The following is an 18,235-nucleotide window of genomic DNA, read 5'->3' on the forward strand; positions in this document are numbered from 1 at the left end:
GTATTTAGCCGAAGGCGAAACCAAGGTGGAAACCTTTGTGGTGCTCAGTGCCGATGGCACTGCGCACACCGTCACCATCACCATTACCGGCACCAACGATGTGCCAGTGATCGCCGGTGACGACAGCGGCGCGGTCACCGAAGATGCCAGCGATCCAGTGTTAACTGACACGGGTACCCTGACCATCACCGATGCGGACAGCGGCCAAGCGGTATTCCAAGCTGGCAGCGGCGCCCCAAGTGTCGGCGCCCTCGGCAGTCTGACCATTGATGCGGCGGGTAACTGGACCTACAACGTTAACAATGCCGATGTGCAGTATTTAGCCGAAGGCGAAACTAAGGTGGAAACCTTTGTGGTGCTCAGTGCCGATGGCACTGCGCACACCGTCACCATCACCATTACCGGCACCAACGACTGTCCCGTAATAAATTCCGCATCAAATGCTACGGTATCTGAAGAGGGCCTACTTAACGGTATAATTGATGTTATTGGTAATTCTGATACTACAGATGATGTTTCTGCTAGCGGCACAATAAATATTAATGATGTTGATGGTGACTCTTTAAGCGTTTCACTTTCTGGCCCAACAGAATTAATGTCAGGCGGACATGCTGTAAATTGGCTCTGGGATGCGAATACACAAACACTAATAGGCTACACAGGTGTTATTGGCGGATCTTCCTATGTTGAAGTTATGGCTGTAGTTCTAACAGCTCCAACTTCTGGTGATTCCGGTAATTGGACTTATGATGTGACTTTAAAGGCACCACTTGATCATCCAGACACTACATCTGAAGATACTATTACATTCGATATAGGTATTACTGTTAATGATAATCATGGTGGCACCTCTACAGGTAGCTTTAGTGTTACGGTTGAAGATGACGCACCTGAAATCGCATCTATTAGCCCTGTCGAAGTAACGAATATAGATATTCCTGATACTTTAGTCGGTCTATTCTCTCTAACTGGCTATAGTGGCAGCAACAATCTTCTTGATTTTGATGGTTTTACGATCACAGCCAAAGGATTTACCTCTTCAACAAACTCTAACTTAATTGATGCCGCAATCTATGGAAGTGGTAACGGGATAGGAGTTAGCAGTGTAGGGGCGCCTTATCATAATCTTGCTAATGAAGTAGATTTCCGTAAATTTGCAGATGGAAGTTCTGCATCGGAAGAAGTCATCATCACTCTGGATCCTGGCACTGTTGCCTATGGCGTAAATATTCAGTTTTCCCATATGTTTGGCGGCGAGCTAGAAGTAGGAATAGTTGAGTTCTGGCGTGATGGTCAGCTTATTGCCACTCAAACATTTAGCTCAGACGCTAATAGTGGTGACTATGCTGCTAATTTCCAGGTCTTACAAGGCGGATTTGATACCATGGTTATCAAGGCGCTAGATAATGGTCAAGGACCTTACAGCAACGATAATAGTGATTTTACAATAACGGCAATTGAATTTACTGGTTCACCAACCCCTCCAGCAATCGCTTTTGCTACGGGCGTAATAAGCCCAGAGTGGGGGGCTGATGGTAAAGGCTCATTAACTTTGACTGGCAGTACAGAAAACAATCTGCTTACGGCATCAGGCAACACAATTACCATTACTCAAAATGCAAATACGCTTACTGGTATAGATGAAAATGGTGAATTAGTATTTAGATTAGAATTTACACCTGGAACAGGCACTTGGGAGTTTTTCCAATACCAAGAAATGCTCCAACCTTCTGATGGCGATATTGATTTCACAGTAAGAGCAACAGATCGTGATGGTGACTATACCGACGGTTCTTTCTCGGTTATTCCGCAGTTATACATAGCGCCACCTTCTGCACCAGAAGTTACCATTATTGATGACACTAATAATGACTCGTATTTAAGTCCTACTGAAGTAGGAAATGACGACGTTCAAATACAAGTTGAAATTGATGCTGCTGATTTTGCTGCTGGAGGCTATGTCAATCTCACTATTACAAACAGTGGTGTAACAACCAATGTCGAACTCAAACTGGTCAACGGTGAACTGCAACTTGCAGATGGTTCTCCAGCAACAGGTTTTAGTTATAGTAATGGTGTCATCAGTTGGACCGAAAGCACACCTGCGGCAGGCCAAAACATTACAGTAACCGCCAGCCAAACAAACTTTGCAGGAAATACTTCTCCTTCCGGCTCTGACAGTGCAACTGTTTATCTGCCTGATAATCGCCAAATCATTGTTAATGAAAGCGATCTTCGTGACAATATTCCTAATGTTGTCTCAAGTACAATTAGTTTCACCGCAGGAAACCAAGCACTGACACAGTTCCGTTTTAATGAGTCAACCATTAACGCTGCGACCAACCTTGCTGCTGGTGTAAGCATAGTGTGGGCCATTGCCGCAAATGGCGCGCTAATAGGTTCGATAGATGGTATTGACGTGATTCAATTAACCCTGAGTGGCGGCTCAATTGCTGCTGGTACAACGGGTGATGTCACAATTAATGTTGAACTTCTCGATAATATCAAGCACGTGAATGCTCTAGATGGCACAAATCTAAATTCACTGATCAATGGTATTGTTATTGAAGCTGTTAGCGCCGATGGTAGCGTTTTGACCGGTAATTTAAGCATCGTCATTAATGACGATCTAATCTCCATCGACCCTGTAAGTACCTCGGGAGTAAATAGCTCTACTGCTGCCAACATAGTAGGCGCCCTCAATATTATTGGCGCCGATGGTAATGATCATACCCTTGATGATAATTACAGCATAAGCCTTACAACGAATATTACGGGATGGAATGGAACAACAGTTACATTCGCTAACTCTGGTATAACGGCCGATGGATTAACTGTCTTTTACTACGTTGACCCAGCTAATCCAAATGTGCTTATTGCATATACAGATACCAATGGTACAGCCTCTGCCTATACGGGAGCAGCCAACCAAACGTTAATATTTACATTAACGACTGATTCTAATAGCAATGAGTACACTTTCGATATCAATCAAAGCATTGATGAACTTTCGACTATCCAAATCGCAGGCTTAGTTGGTGGACAGGGCGGTATCGGTGACGCTGTCTACGTCACGAGCAATAACTCAGCGAGTGGCTATGGTGTCTATAACGATATTTCTAAAATCCCATCAGGGGAGAATATTGCATTCACACTGACCGCCCGAGATCAAAATGGGGATCTTGGCCGTGTCAATGGCACCAACAACGGCTTTGGAGTTGACAATCCAAGTGTTAGTGGTAACGAAGTTTTAATTGTTAATTACTCTGAAGATGCTGCTACTGCGAGTTTTAATTTTACAGGCGCGACATCAATTCATTTTAAAGCCTATGATGAACAAGGTAATCTGCTAGGTGAAGGAAATATTACTAGCGGCCAAGTCATCCAGAACTTAGGTTCGATTGGTTATATTGAATTATCAGCTTTAGCAGGGACAAACTTCCAATTTACTGGCACAACTGCACAGACAATTGTGAGCTCCACTCAAAATGTCGATTTACATTTTGATGTAACAGTCACAGATAGTGATGGTGATACTAATACTGGCGAATTCAACGTCCATCTAGAAGCACCAAATACAACCCCAATCGAACCTGTTGCTCTAACCACTAACGCTATTGCGAGCCTTAACGAAGCTGACTTGCAGGCTGGCGCTCCGGACATGAGTGTACAAACACTCAGCTTTAAGTCCGGTAGCAACTCAATTGGTAGCTTCCAATTTGGCGATTTTAGTAGTATTTCCGTAACAGGTATTAATGCTCAAATTCATTGGGCGGTTAATGCTGCAGGCCAATTAATTGGTACCGTTTATGGACGCGAAGCACTTCGCTTAACCTTAGATTGGGATCGTATTAATGCAGGAGAACAGGGAGATGTCACAGTTACCGCAGAATTACTCACTAATTTACCCCACAGCGTAAATGTGGATAGTCTTACGGTAAATGGAATTAAAGTTGTTGCTATCGATGGTGCGGGTAATACAGCACATTCCACTGTCACGGTTACTGTTGCTGATGATGTGGATATTGCGAAAAATGATACAGCTCAACTCGATGTCGTTGTTGACTCATTTACGTTTTCTGGAGTCGTTGCTAATTGGCAGAGCACCACTGGTGGTACGAATGTCACTAAATCTGACGGGCCAGATAACGATACAGGGCTAGACCAAATTCGTTGGGGGAATCCATCTGGTTGGTATGGAAACCAATCAGGCTATGGGTTTATGGATAATGATACAGCTCTACAGGGCTCATTATCACTCAACCAAGATATCGTTTTGGGTACTTTCACTCACTACAATTATTCCATTACATCAGGTACGTCGATTACTGCAGCCACGATGCAAGTGACCTTTAGTGTGACGGATGCATACGGAGTAACAACACCAGTAACCTTAACACTTAACTTCAACCACAACGAAACACCTAATACTAACGACCCAATGGCTTCACGCGACATAGTGACGGTGGGCCAAACGAGTGTTACCTTCAACTATGAAGGCCAAGTATATACAATGCAAGTCATTGGTTTTAAAGATACTAACGGCAATATTGTCACATCTATCTACACTAATGAGGATGCAGCGACCAGTTATGAACTAGTAGTTCGTATGGTTGCAGGTAATGGATATACCTTGCCGCACACAGATGGCAATGTATTGACAAACGACGTTGTAGGAGCAGATGGTCCCCTTACTATTGTGGGAGTAGCAAGTGGCGATCACACCAATACAGGTGTATATGGTCAAGTAGGTTCAACCATAACTGGCTTATATGGCACGCTTATGCTTAAAGCAGATGGAACCTATGAGTATCAAGTCACTGCCAATGCTAACCAACTACCTGCAACAGGAGCGGTAGAAACCTTCACTTACACCATTCGCGATAGTGATGGTGATATATCAAGTGCAACCTTGAAGATCAACGTTAATCCCGTCAATAGCGATGGTATTAATATTGCTGATGCCAATAGCATTACCACCCAAGGCTCTAGCCTTAACGACACTATGGTTGTTGTGGACGGTGAAAATGCGAACCAAGATAATAGATTAAATGTCACCTTTGGCGGAGGGGAAAGCGGTATTATCACAAACCGTGATCATCAGCAAGTTACGGCCTCTGGCTCCAATAAGAAGAGTTACAGCATTAATGAAGTGCAAGTCGTCAATGGTGGTGATGGCAATGATCATATTGAGACTGGTAAAGGAAACGATATTATCTATGCGGGGAGAACTGGCTCGACTGGATATGGTTCCGATGACTCTCTTGAGCTATCAGTCAACACGCTCTTAAATCACCATATAATGACAGGCACATTAACTGGCTCAAATAAAATTGTCGATAGTGACGGTTTATTGTTAGCGAATGACGTAAATTCACACAAAGCCGATATTGTAAATGGTGGAAGTGGTGACGACCAAATTTATGGTCAATCTGGCTCTGACATTCTATATGGCCATACTGGTAATGATTATATTGACGGCGGTAGCCACAACGATGCACTTCGTGGTGGTGAGGGCAACGATACTCTCATCGGTGGCCTTGGGGATGACGTATTAAGAGGTGATAGTGGTGCAGATACCTTCGTTTGGAGATACGCAGAGTCAGGCACTGACCATATAACGGACTTCAATATCAATGAGGACAAATTAGATCTTAGCGATCTACTTCAAGGTGAAAATAGCAATACGCTAGATAATTATTTGAACTTTAGCTTGAATAGTAGTGGTTCTACGGTTATCGATATTGATGCCAATCTTGATGGCGTATTTGAACAACATATCATTCTTGATGGTGTGGATTTGTTCAGCGCATATGGGACAACAAATGATACTGGAATTATTAATGGCCTACTCGGCACCAATGGCAATGGTCCATTAATTATCGACACCCAGCCTGTAACTCCAGAGACACCGCAGGGAGTTACAACACTGAATGATCCTAATAATAATGGCACTGTGATCCCTTAAATAAAATCGTTTTGATGGCCTATAGAAATATAGGCCATCATGAACGATACTTCAGATAACCATATAAAAATCAAAGGATAGATAATTAGGTGCCTGTTACAGCGTCTGAAAGAGTTGAGCAGTGGACTATTTCTGCTTCACAGCGAGTTATAGTAGATCCATTGCTAGATTGTTTAGTGCTCCTTACTGAACATTTTGGAAACCCATGCTCAAGCGATTCGCTTGCGGCAGGTTTACCCTTGTCTGGTGCTCTTTTAACACCAGATCTACTTCCACAAGCCGCGTCTCGCGCGGGTTTAGCAGCAAAGTTATCTCGTAAAGGATTAAATGAAGTCTCCCCAATACTGCTTCCCTGTATTTTGTTATTAAAGGATCAGAAAGCCTGTATATTACGCGAGCTCAATTTAGATTCAGATAAAGCTGTCATTCAATTACCCGAAACGGGTGGAGAAGAGACACTTAATATTGAGTCACTCGAGGCCTTATACGTAGGTTATTTATTTTTAGTAAAACAAGAATACCGTGGTGACATGGGCTTTGATGTTTATCTTCACGATAATAAAACCCATTGGTTACTCCAAACTCTCAAGGATTCAGCGCCTATTTATCGTGATGCACTTATTGCATCGGTTTTAGTGAACCTGTTTGCACTCGTTTCGCCACTTTTTATCATGAATGTATATGACAAAGTTGTCCCCAATCTCGCTTTTGAATCTCTCTGGGTTCTCGCAATTGGTGCTTCTATTGCTTATATGTTTGATCTTGTTATGCGCCAATTACGAAGCTACCTAATTGATATAGCAGGAAAAAAAGTAGATATCATCGTCTCATCACAACTATTCGCTAAAGCCATTGGCATCCCGCTTAAGAAACGCTCACCCAGTATCGGCGGTATGGCAAAGCAACTCGGTGAATTTGATAATATTCGTGAAATTTTAACCTCAGCGACAATTACAACCTTAGTTGATTTACCTTTTGCGTTATTCTTCATAATCATTATCTACATCGTAGCTGGAGATCTTGCCATTATCCCCGTTATCGGGGGCGTCATCATTATAGGTTTTACGCTCTACACTCAACCAAAATTAAAAGCGGCGATTGAAGAAGGTAATAAGTTTTCAAGCTTGAAGCATGGACATTTAATTGAAAGCCTCTCAGCACTAGAATCAATAAAAGCCAATGGTGCCGAAGGTATAGTGCAAAGAAGCTGGCAGCAAATGATAGGCCATAGTGCAAACTGGCAATTAAGATCTAAAAACCTGTCTAATTCAGTGTCAAATATTGCAAACTTTATTGTCCAATTTACCGTTGTTAGCGTGGTAATTCTAGGGGTCTACCGAGTTTCTGATAATGTAATTTCTATGGGGGGGATCATTGCGGCGGTAATGTTATCTAGTCGAGCCATAGCACCCATGGCACAACTTGCAGGACTCATGACCAGAGCAAATCATACGGCGAGTGCATTACGTCAATTAAATGAATTAATGATTCAAGAGGACGAATTTGAAAATAAAGGTCATTTAGTTAGTAAGCAGAGATTGTTAGGCAAGATTAATGTCGATCATGTTGGCTTTAGCTACCCAGGTTCAGAAAAGCCCGTGTTATATCCCATGTCTCTGACGATGAATCCCGGTGAACGAATCGCAATTATCGGCCGCAATGGTTCAGGTAAAAGTACACTGGCAAAACTCTTAGTGGGCCTTTTCCAGCCCACAACTGGCAGTCTACGTTATGACGGTATCGATTCTGCGCAAATTCATCCTAGCGATCTACGCCGTAACTTCGGTTATTTGCCCCAAGATGTGACGTTATTTCACGGCACGATTAGGGATAATATTCTCTTTGGTACTCGCCAAGTCACTGAACACCAACTGATACGGGCTGTACAACTATCAGGCGTAAGCCAATTTACTCATCTTGAAGCTGAGGGCTTAGATCAACAGGTTGGTGAAGGTGGTATGTCACTTAGCCGTGGACAGAGGCAAACAGTAGCCCTTGCAAGGGCTACGCTCAATGATCCCCCAGTACTCTTGATGGATGAACCAACGGCAAGCTTAGATGCTCGTGCTGAGCAACAGTTTATTCGCTCAATGCAAAATGTGAGCAAAGACAGAACCCTATTGTTAATTACGCACAAAATGCATTTATTACAACTGGTTGATCGCATTATTGTGCTCGAGCGCGGTCATGTCGTTGCTGATGGTCCTAAAGCTGAAGTGTTAGAAAAACTCAATTTTGGCCTGTTCAATGGGGGCAGTAAAAAATGAGTAAACACTTAACGGCTAATGATCTGGACATGGTCGATGATGTCTATGGTGCCATGATGACCGATGCACCAACTGGGCACCGATTAATTATTTGGGCAATGGCGGCTATGATTGTCTGTTTTTTGTTGTGGGCTGCTTTTGCCAAACTAGACAAAGTCACCACAGGTTCAGGCAAAGTGATCCCCTCCTCTCAGGTTCAGGTCATTCAAAGCTTGGACGGCGGCATAATGCAGGAGCTCTACGTACGAGAAGGTGAACTCGTTACCAAAGGACAACCCTTAGTACGGATTGACGATACTCGCTTTCGCTCGGATTTTGCCCAACAAGAACAGGAGGTTTTTGGTTTAAAAACCAATGCTATTCGTATGCGAGCCGAACTGGATAGTATATTAATTTCCGATATGACCTCTGACTGGCGTGAGCAAGTTTTGATCACCAAAAAAGCCTTAGTTTTCCCCGATACTATAGTGGCTGCTGAGCCGGCACTCGTACACAGGCAACAGGAGGAATACAACGGTCGTTTAGATAACCTCAGCAACCAGCTTGAAATATTGGTACGCCAAATTCAGCAACGGCAACAGGAAATTGATGAGCTTGCCTCAAAAACCACGACGCTAACGACAAGTATGCAGTTGATCTCCAGAGAGTTAGAGCTGACTCGCCCCTTAGCCAGAAAAGGCATTGTACCTGAAGTCGAATTGCTCAAGTTAGAACGTGCGGTTAACGATGCTCAAGGTGAACTCAACTCGCTACGATTACTCAGACCAAAAGTAAAATCAGCCTTAGATGAAGCAATTTTAAAACGTCGGGAGGCTGTATTTGTGTATGCCGCCGATTTGCGGGCGCAGCTTAACGAGACCCAAACTCGATTATCTCGCATGAATGAGGCTCAGGTCGGTGCGCAGGATAAAGTCAGCAAAGCCATTATCGCCTCCCCTGTTAACGGTACAATTAAAACAACGCATATCAATACATTAGGTGGAGTCGTACAACCTGGGGTCAATATTATTGAGATTGTTCCTTCCGAGGATCAATTACTGATAGAAACCAAAGTGCTGCCAAAGGACATTGCTTTTTTACATCCAGGATTACCTGCGATAGTTAAAGTCACCGCCTATGATTTCACTCGTTATGGCGGTCTTAAAGGTACTGTTGAACATATCAGTGCAGATACATCACAGGATGAAGAGGGAAATAGCTTCTATCTTATTAGGGTGAGAACAGAAGAATCGAGTTTAGTTAAAGACGATGGCACACAGATGCCAATTATCCCGGGAATGTTAACTACAGTTGATGTTATCACGGGACAAAGATCCATTCTTGAGTACATTTTAAATCCAATTTTAAGGGCTAAGGATACTGCGCTCAGAGAGCGTTAAGCCTGTTATAAACCGGGAGGTTTGCAATGAATACTTTAGTAAGACGACCATTTCAATGTTCAAAAATAGCCATGGTATTGTCATTTATACTTTTACCGTTATCGGCTCAGAGTCAGACTTTAGAGCAGGCAGTTGCGCACACGATCGATACGAATCCGGATCTACGTGCAGCCTTCAATCGCTTTAAAGCTAGGGAAGAGCAAGTTAACCAAGCGATTGCTGGCTATATGCCAACAATTGATATCACTGGCGGTTATGGTTATGAGCAAACCGACAGCGTATCAACACGCAGACGTAAAAATGTGGGAGATGTCGATAGCGAAGGAGTGGCAGAGCTAAACCGTGGAGAATTGGGTGTTAGCTTAAAACAAATGCTATTCGATGGTTTTTATACCAGCAGTGAAGTCAATCGTTATAGCTTTGAAGCCAGTGCAGAACAGTGGGCTTTACTCGCAGCGGCTGAAGATATGGCTCTCGATGTCAGTAAAGTATACCTCAACTATCTGCGTACCCATGAAGTCCTAAAACTGGCTGAGAAAAATCTCGATAGCCATAAAGAGATTTATGATCAAATTAAACAACGCACCGATTCTGGTTTAGGTTCGACCGCGGACTTATCCCAAATATCTGGCCGTCTTGCTCGTGCAAATGCCAATGTGATGTCAGCTCGCAATAATTTACTCGATGCGAAAGCGCAATATGTCAAAATTGTCGAATCTGAACCTGTTGATTTAATTCAACCCGTACCTGATGCCGACATGTTACCAAAAGATCTTAGCTCAAGTTTAAATGATGCCCAACAGAATCATCCCGTTCTAAAATCGGCAGCAAACGATATTCGTGCCGCCGAAAATGAACGCTCATCGGTTCAATCTAACTATTATCCACAGGTTTCACTGGAACTCAGTGGTAATTGGAATAATGATATCGGCGGTGAAGATGGCGTAAGTAATATCGCTAGCCAGAATGTGGGCGGCCATAACAACGATCTCCTTGCCATGGTTCGAGTGAAATACAACCTCTTCGCAGGTGGTAGAGATCTTGCTCGAGAAAAGGAAACTGCCTATAAACTCGGTGAAGCGAAAGAAATTCGCCAACGTGCACTGCGAGAAGTCGTTGAAGGAGTGAATTTGGCTTGGAACGCCTATGAAATGTTAGCACCTCAGAAAGTATATATTCGCGACCATGTCGTTGCAGCAAAAGATACCCAATCTGCCTATGCGCAACAATTCAATCTCGGTCAACGCAGTTTACTCGACTTACTTGATACAGAGAATGAACTCTTTGAAGCTCGTAAAGATTATTTACAAACAGAATATGATGAAATCATTGCTAAATATCGCGTACTCAATGCCACAGGCCGTTTATTAGACTCACTCAAAGTGACTCGTCCTGAAGCATGGCGTGGCGAACGCAACTATGACGGAGGGGCTAACAAATGAAAACCACTATCCTATTCCTCAGTATTACACTTTTAGCTGGCTGTTCTATGCGAGATACGGTTAATATTGAGGAAATCACAACGACTCAAGCCTATGATCTATCAGATAAAGACAGAGATGGTGTTATCGAGGCCCGCGAACGTTGCAATGACACTGCGCAAGGTGCAAGTACGGATAACTATGGTTGTGGCAGAATCAAAGCGATTAATGAGCGAATGGAAATAAATATTTTATTCCCGAATGACTCCGCCTATATCGCACCTGAGTACTATCCTCAGATTGAAGATATCGCAACTTTCTTACGCCAATATCCAACGACTAAAGTGACCATCGAAGGGCACACTAGTCGCACAGGCACAGATGAACGCAATGCAGTGTTGTCACAGGAACGAGCAGATGCGGTAACCGCTGCACTGGCAGATCGTTTTAGCATAGATAGAAGCCGACTAACCGCTATAGGATATGGCTCTAGTCGCCCAATGATATTAGAACAAACCCCCGAAGCTGAAATGCGCAACCGCCGCGTTGTCGCTGAAGTAACCGGTGATGACACAACAACGGATATGAAATGGACGGTTTACTCTGTCGATGACAATCCAAAGTAAGGACTAAAACATTAAGTGATAAACGGCAGACTTGGTTATAAGGATTCATTATTGCGAGTCTGCCGCTTTAGCCTAATAGCGTCAGCCCTAGGGATCTGTTGCCTCTATGCTGCGCCAACACAAAACCTTGATGAAACCCAAATAACCTCAAAACTGGTTAAACATTATGGTGAACGTGCAGGAATGCGTGCTAAAGCATGGTTTAAAGTCTTATCCGAGGCGAGTACGTTAGACGAAAAAGAAAAACTCTCAAAAGTGAATAATTTTTTTAATTTATTCCGTTTTGTTGATGATATAAAACTGTGGGGAGAATCGAATTATTGGGCTACACCAATGGAATTTATTGGCGTAAATGGGGGTGATTGTGAGGACTTTTCGATTGCAAAATACTTCACTTTACTCCAATTAGGAGTACCAGAAGATAAGATGCGAATTACTATGGTTAAAGCAACCAGTGTTAATCAATATCACATGGTATTGGCTTACTATGAAACTCCATCAGCCATACCATTAGTACTCGATAATCTCGACCATGAAATAAAGCCAGCAACAAAGCGGAAGGATTTATTACCTGTTTATAGTTTTAACGGTAAACAACTATGGCTTAACAAAGAACAAGGACGAGGTGTTTTAGCGGGTTCGTCTACGCGACTAGAAAAATGGAATGACCTCAACCACAGATTAGGTGTTGACCGCCTCAGGCAACCTAAATTAAAACTGGAGTAGCCCCCCAAAATGACACTGTTTAGACAGATTTATTCGCTGCTGTTTAGCCTCTTCTTGTTAGTAGTAGCAAGCTTAGGTTATGTGCAATTTACTGAGACCCAAAGCTTTTTGACTAAGCAAATGGAGTCAGATCTAAACAACGTCAGTAACTCTCTAGGTTTAATGCTTACCCCAGCACTCGAAGCTGGCGATACAGTAGCCGCTGAAACATTGGTCAACGTCATTTTTGAAGGAGGTTACTATCAAAAAGTGAAATTGACATGGATGGTCGATGGTAAACAACAAGAGTGGACAAATCCTCTAAAAATTGAAGGAGTCCCCCAGTGGTTCATCAACCTCAATCTCTTTAAGACTATCCGTAAAGAAAGCACTATCACTTCTGGCTGGCTACAACTTGCACAACTTGAGATTACCGCTCATCCAGGGTTTGGTTATCACGAGTTGTGGCGAATAATGTCAAATACCATCATCGCCTTCTCCTTATTGTTTTTAGTGGCCATTATTACCGCAAGATTAGGGCTCACTTGGATCCTCAAGCCCCTGCATGCACTCTCAGAACACGCTAAACGTATTGCTGCCCGCCAATTTGGTCCTGACATGCCGTTACCCAAAACCACTGAACTAAAGGATCTTGTGACCGCCTTTAACAGTATGTCTACGCAGCTAAAACAAGTATTCCAATCCTTAGATGAAGAAGTGGGCGCGCTTCGCAAGAAAAACCTTATGGATCCTGCATCAGGCTTACCCAATAGGCAGTATGTGGTAAACAGACTGAACGGCTGGTTAAGTGAGCCCAGCAGCGGCGCACTCTTCCTCATAAAACTAGACTGGCTTGAAGAAGTGCATAGCAAATATGGTTATCAGGTTAGAGATGAAACTATACGAATTCTCGCTGAGAGATTTCAGAAGGAGTTAAATGAAATAACCCCTTCAGTTATCGCGCGTATTGCGGCTTTTGAATTTGCGTTCTTAGTCACAGATGTTGAACACGATCAAATCAGCAAATATCTACAGACATTGATCCGTACGATTAACCAAGAAATGTCCAAAGCTGGCTGTAAACCTAATGAAAACTTTGCAATAGGTGTTGCTGAACGTATAGGACAAATGAAAGTATCGGATATTTTGGCACAAGCGGATAATGCATTACAAAAAGCACTAAAAGAAAATAAAACCTTCCACTGGTTTGAAACGACTGAGCAACAGCTTTTTACCCGTGAACAATGGCGCGATAACCTCAGCTATGCTATCAGTAATAAAAAGTTTAAGTTTAGATGGCAGCCTATCCAATTTTGCGATGGAGATGGTATTGCACAGAGGGAATTATATTGCCAATTAGAGCTTGGCGATAAGATTGCCCATGCAGGGCAGTTTATGCCTTATATTGAATTATTATCGCTTGGTGCACTACTCGATAAGTGTTTAATTGAAACTGTATATGAACAAAAACTCCTCGAGCGTAGCTATGAGCCAGTGGCGATTAACTTAACACACCAAAGTATTAGTGATCCCCAGTTCCATGAATGGCTCAATCATTTCCTTCGCAATGCACAACATGTTGAACGCATTTGCTTTGAAATACCAGAAGCCGGCGTCTACAGCGATTTAGCCTCATGTTTGCACTTGTGTAACATTATTCGCGATAATGGTGCCAAATTTGGTATTGACCATTTTGGACGTCAATTTGGCTCTATGTCCTATCTGCAAGAGCTTAGACCGAGTTACGTTAAGCTTGATCAGTCTTTCTCTTATTACGATGAAGCACAGCATAATAGTGAGCTTTGCCGTGCAATCATCAATGTCGCTAAAGGGTTAGATATTCAAGTGATAGTGACTGGCATTCAAGAAAAAGCACAACTTGAACGCTTTAATGAGCTCAGAACTGATGCCTATCAAGGATTTATTGCACCACCGGAAAACTTAGATTAACCAATAAAATTTTTGAAAATAAAGCTTCTACGGAAGCTTTATTTTTGGCCAACTGCAAATAGCAATTTAACCTCGTGACTGATCTTATTTTCTGCAAAATGCCCAGTATATTTATTAAGAATACTGATGTTTATTGATTATTTAGTCGATCAGCTTTGCATAAAGAGTGAGGATTCGAACCTCTGACCCTGTAAATTCATCCATTCAGCCTTGGCCTAGATATAAAAAAGCCCCAGTTTCTTTTAGTAAGAATTCTGAGGCTTTGTTATTATTTGGTCGGCCCGCTTTGCATAAAGAGCGAGGATTCGAACCTCTGACCCTGTAAATTCATCCATTCAGCCTTGGCCTAGATATAAAAAAGCCCCAGTTTCTTTTAGTAAGAATTCTGAGGCCTTGTGATTATTTGGTCGGCCCGCTTTGCATAAAGAGTGAGGATTCGAACCTCTGACCCTGTAAATTCATCCATTCAGCCTTGGCCTAGATATAAAAAAGCCCCAGTTTCTTTTTAGTAAGAATTCTGAGGCTTTGTTATTATTTGGTCGGTGATAGAGGATTCGAACCTCTGACCCTCTGGTCCCAAACCAGATGCGCTACCGGACTGCGCTAATCACCGTAAATTGTTAACTATTTACTTAACTTACATTAAGCTCGCTAGCTATGCGAAGAATATGGTCGGTGATAGAGGATTCGAACCTCTGACCCTCTGGTCCCAAACCAGATGCGCTACCGGACTGCGCTAATCACCGTAAATCTGTATTATCTTTTGCATCAGCTCAGAGGGTTCCCTCTGGTCCACTTTCATCCTAAACATCAGGATGCACTACCGGACTGTGCTAATCACAATAGGTTTATATCATCAGTTGAAAATGAAATGGGGTGACTGATGGGGCTCGAACCCACGACAACCGGAATCACAATCCGGGACTCTACCAACTGAGCTACAATCACCACTGATTTTCACTTACATGCTAACCTAAAAGCTCACAACTCTGTACGGAATTGGTGCGCCCAAAAGGATTCGAACCTTCGGCCTCACCCTCCGGAGGGGTGCGCTCTATCCAGCTGAGCTATGGGCGCTCGCCTTGGTTAGCGCCGCATATAGTATGGACAAATAGCCTTTGAGTCTATAGCTGTTTCACACTTTTTTTGCTGACTGCTCAAGTTTTGATACATTAGTGTGCTTTTTCATCTGAAGCACTTGATAAATATGACTTGGATGTTACGGTATTTCATGCTAATTATATCGTTTGGCAAAAACACAGACATTTAACAAGTGAGTATCATGTTTAGGGATGAAGATGAAACTACGCAATCGCCTACTCATAGGGTTGAACGCTTAAAAAAAAGAATTATTCGCTTAAAATATTTAGCGCATAAGTATAAGCGTGCCGAAATCATTCAAAATGCCCTACTCGAGTTATCGAATATCGCGACTCAAGTTTCCTCATTAGAAGAATTCTATGTAGGTGTACATCAACACCTAAAACAACTGATCTCCGCTGACAACTTTTTTATCGCTACGCTAGATGTCACTACAGGCACAATAGCCGTTCCTTTTTTTGCCGATGAAAAAGATGCTCATCCCGCACAACTTTATCCAGAGGAATCACTCTCTACCTTATTACAACAGGGATTAACGGGTTACGTATTCAGAACAGGTAGAACACTCCTGTGCGACAATAATAAGTTTGATGAGCTCATCGCCGCAGACGAGATAGTCAATTTAGGTTCCCCTTGCCATTTATGGCTCGGTGTCCCCATTCAACATGAGGATGTAGTGACGGGTGTATTAGTCGTACAAACCTATGATACTAATGTAAATTATGGTGATATTGAAGTCGAATTAATGACTTTTATCTGCCACCATATTGCTGGCGTGATGGAAAGGCTTAAACACCAAGAACAGTTAGAGCAGGCTATACAACAACGAACCAAAGAACTTAGCCAAGCCTACGATAAACTCAAGCAAGAAGTATATGAAAGGCGCAGGGCTGAACGGCTACAAAAATCGTTATTTGAAATAGCTGAACTTGCTAGCTCTGGCACGGACAACCCTGACTTTTACTCACAGCTACATAATGTCATTCGCCATTTGATCCCTGCGAATAACTGCTATATTGCCTTGCTAAATGAAGAAGAAACCCATTTAACTTTCCCTTTTTATGTATCACAGCTAAATAATAAACACCCAGGAACTCGTCCACTGCAGGATGGACTCACTGAATATGTGCTCAAACATAAACGCCCACTACTACTAGACCAAAATGACATTAATACGCTGATCACCAGTGGCGACATCTATACCCAAGCTCCCTCGTTAAACCACACACAAACAATGCACCAATGGATAGGTATTCCACTCTTTATCCATGACCAAGTCCGTGGCGCGCTGACTATTTATAGCTTTAGCATGACGCAGAATTATCAGATTAAGGATTTAGAACTATTAACTTTCGTCTCACAACATATTGGTGCTGCCATTGAGAAAAAACTTTCAGCAGAATCACTCCGTCGCAGCTATGAAGAACTCGAAGAAAAAGTAATAGCCAGAACAAAAGATTTAGCCGAACTGAATAAAGACCTTGAGAAAGAGATCCTCCAACGTCGCAGCATGGAAGCAAAGTTAGTTCACGATGCAAAGCACGATGCACTCACCGGTTTGCCTAATCGTGCCATGTTTATGGAGCGTTTAAATCAAGCAATCAAACATGTTCGGCGCCACAGCCTCGAACAATTTGCCTTATTGTTTATCGATCTCGACCGCTTTAAACAAATTAACGACACTATGGGTCACCTTGAAGGCGACAGATTTTTAATCGAAACAGCAAGCCGCCTGAGATCCTGTATTCGTGACAACGATACCTTAGCCAGACTCGGTGGTGACGAATTTGTTATTCTACTCGACAGTATTAGCAGTATTAATGATGCCAAAGATGTGTCAGAACGGGTTATCCAAACAATCTCCCAATCTTACACACTGGGCTCGGTAGAATTTAACTCTGGCGCGAGTATTGGCATAACTGTCAGTGGTAATCATAAATTCGATACAAGTGAATCTATGTTACGCAATGCAGATACGGCCATGTACCAAGCAAAGGCAAATGGCAAAGGTTGCTATGTCATCTTTGACGATAGTTCGTCACAACAAGCCATGCAAGATGCTGCATTTGAAAATGACTTTAGACGAGCATTACAACATGCTGAGCTACAACTGAATTATCTCCCCATAGTGGACTTAAATACTCAAGAAGTTTATGCATTAGAAAGTCGCCTATTTTGGGAGCATCCCCAACGAGGTACTGTACAACAAGATCAGCTTAATGCACTTGCAGAGCAGGCTAACCTGATCGTGGAGCTAGATAAATACACCTTAGCAGCCCTAGATAAAACCTATCCTCAATTACTGAGGACCTATGGGGATAAACTTGATCTGCATGTCATGCTATCGAGCCAGCATATTAAGCATAAGCATGTACTGCGTAATCTAAAAAATGTTCTCAAGGAAACTCAGCTTAATCTAAGTCGTTTATGGTTGTTCTTTAACGAAAAAGCATTAGTTCAGGAAACTGAAAACCATATCAATGGTTTTGAATTACTCGAGAAACTCGGCGTCAATCTTGGGATAAGCCACTATGGCAGCGGTCATAGTGCACTAAATAACCTTTTGTTTTTACGTATAAAAGGGTTAAAACTAGACGCAAATATCACCCAGCAACTACAGGATGAACAACACATTAAGTTGATGTCAGCCTATCAAAAAGCCGCATCAACGTTAGGATTACAAACCTTTGTTGATGGGATCCAAAGCGAAGAACAAATTCGAATATTCAGTTCCTTGGGTTATCAATTTGGTCAAGGAATTGCCTTAGCAGAGACCTTTTCGCTGACGGATAACCAGCAGCAAGATTGTGCTTAAACG

8 protein-coding genes and 4 tRNA genes are annotated in these 18,235 nt (G+C 42.6%); 8 read left to right on the top strand and 4 right to left on the bottom strand.

Translation table 11 applies throughout. The features are described 5' to 3' along the window. The 7 genes from L2744_RS17335 to L2744_RS17365 all read left to right on the top strand — a co-directional run. On the top strand, nucleotides 1-5,968 hold a 5,968-nt coding region (locus tag L2744_RS17335), incomplete at its 5' end, for a VCBS domain-containing protein (protein ID WP_248993080.1). 89 nt (nucleotides 5,969-6,057) lie between these two features. After that, entirely contained in the window at nucleotides 6,058-8,235 is a 2,178-nt protein-coding gene (locus tag L2744_RS17340) for a type I secretion system permease/ATPase (protein WP_248993081.1), read from the top strand. Then, nucleotides 8,232-9,614, top strand: a complete 1,383-nt coding sequence (locus tag L2744_RS17345; protein ID WP_248993082.1) for an HlyD family type I secretion periplasmic adaptor subunit — start codon at nucleotides 8,232-8,234, stop codon at nucleotides 9,612-9,614. Before L2744_RS17340 ends, L2744_RS17345 begins: the two co-directional genes overlap by 4 nt. A gap of 26 nt (nucleotides 9,615-9,640) precedes the next feature. Beyond that, on the top strand, nucleotides 9,641-11,056 hold the full coding sequence (locus tag L2744_RS17350; protein ID WP_248993083.1) for a TolC family outer membrane protein: 1,416 nt from the start codon (nucleotides 9,641-9,643) through the stop codon (nucleotides 11,054-11,056). Next, entirely contained in the window at nucleotides 11,053-11,661 is a 609-nt protein-coding gene (locus L2744_RS17355) for an OmpA family protein (RefSeq protein ID WP_248993084.1), read from the top strand. The genes L2744_RS17350 and L2744_RS17355 overlap by 4 nt, the downstream gene beginning before the upstream one ends. 18 nt (nucleotides 11,662-11,679) lie before the next feature. Then, nucleotides 11,680-12,387 (top strand): transglutaminase-like cysteine peptidase, encoded by a 708-nt coding sequence (locus L2744_RS17360; RefSeq protein ID WP_248993104.1) that lies wholly within the window; start codon nucleotides 11,680-11,682, stop codon nucleotides 12,385-12,387. Nucleotides 12,388-12,396: 9 nt separating this feature from the next. Further along, the gene (locus L2744_RS17365; RefSeq protein WP_248993085.1) at nucleotides 12,397-14,316 is read left to right on the top strand and encodes a bifunctional diguanylate cyclase/phosphodiesterase; all 1,920 of its coding nucleotides are present in this window, start codon (nucleotides 12,397-12,399) and stop codon (nucleotides 14,314-14,316) included. Nucleotides 14,317-14,852: 536 nt separating this feature from the next. Here the strand turns inward: L2744_RS17365 and L2744_RS17370 are convergent. The 4 genes from L2744_RS17370 to L2744_RS17385 all read right to left on the bottom strand — a co-directional run bounded on the left by L2744_RS17370 (nucleotide 14,853) and on the right by L2744_RS17385 (nucleotide 15,393). Then, nucleotides 14,853-14,929 (bottom strand) — tRNA-Pro (locus tag L2744_RS17370). A 56-nt stretch (nucleotides 14,930-14,985) separates the two neighbouring features. Then, nucleotides 14,986-15,062 (bottom strand) — tRNA-Pro (locus L2744_RS17375). A gap of 126 nt (nucleotides 15,063-15,188) precedes the next feature. Continuing rightward, nucleotides 15,189-15,264: transfer RNA gene (locus tag L2744_RS17380), tRNA-His, on the bottom strand. 52 nt (nucleotides 15,265-15,316) lie between these two features. Next, nucleotides 15,317-15,393 (bottom strand) — tRNA-Arg (locus tag L2744_RS17385). A 205-nt stretch (nucleotides 15,394-15,598) separates the two neighbouring features. Between L2744_RS17385 and L2744_RS17390 the strand changes: the two genes are divergently transcribed. After that, nucleotides 15,599-18,232: a sensor domain-containing phosphodiesterase gene (locus L2744_RS17390; protein WP_248993086.1), complete on the top strand. Its 2,634-nt coding sequence runs from the start codon at nucleotides 15,599-15,601 to the stop codon at nucleotides 18,230-18,232. Nucleotides 18,233-18,235: the final 3 nt, after the last annotated feature.

The organism is Shewanella profunda (assembly GCF_023283765.1).
GTDB classification, from domain to species: domain Bacteria; phylum Pseudomonadota; class Gammaproteobacteria; order Enterobacterales; family Shewanellaceae; genus Shewanella; species Shewanella profunda.

What these genes read in the sequence shown, in the direction of transcription:
- L2744_RS17350 (WP_248993083.1), top strand. Translation starts at nt 9,641, where the DNA reads ATGAATACTTTAGTAAGACGACCATTTCAATGTTCAAAAATAGCCATG.
- L2744_RS17390 (WP_248993086.1), top strand. Translation starts at nt 15,599, where the DNA reads ATGTTTAGGGATGAAGATGAAACTACGCAATCGCCTACTCATAGGGTT.
- L2744_RS17345 (WP_248993082.1), top strand. Translation starts at nt 8,232, where the DNA reads ATGAGTAAACACTTAACGGCTAATGATCTGGACATGGTCGATGATGTC.
- L2744_RS17365 (WP_248993085.1), top strand. Translation starts at nt 12,397, where the DNA reads ATGACACTGTTTAGACAGATTTATTCGCTGCTGTTTAGCCTCTTCTTG.
- L2744_RS17355 (WP_248993084.1), top strand. Translation starts at nt 11,053, where the DNA reads ATGAAAACCACTATCCTATTCCTCAGTATTACACTTTTAGCTGGCTGT.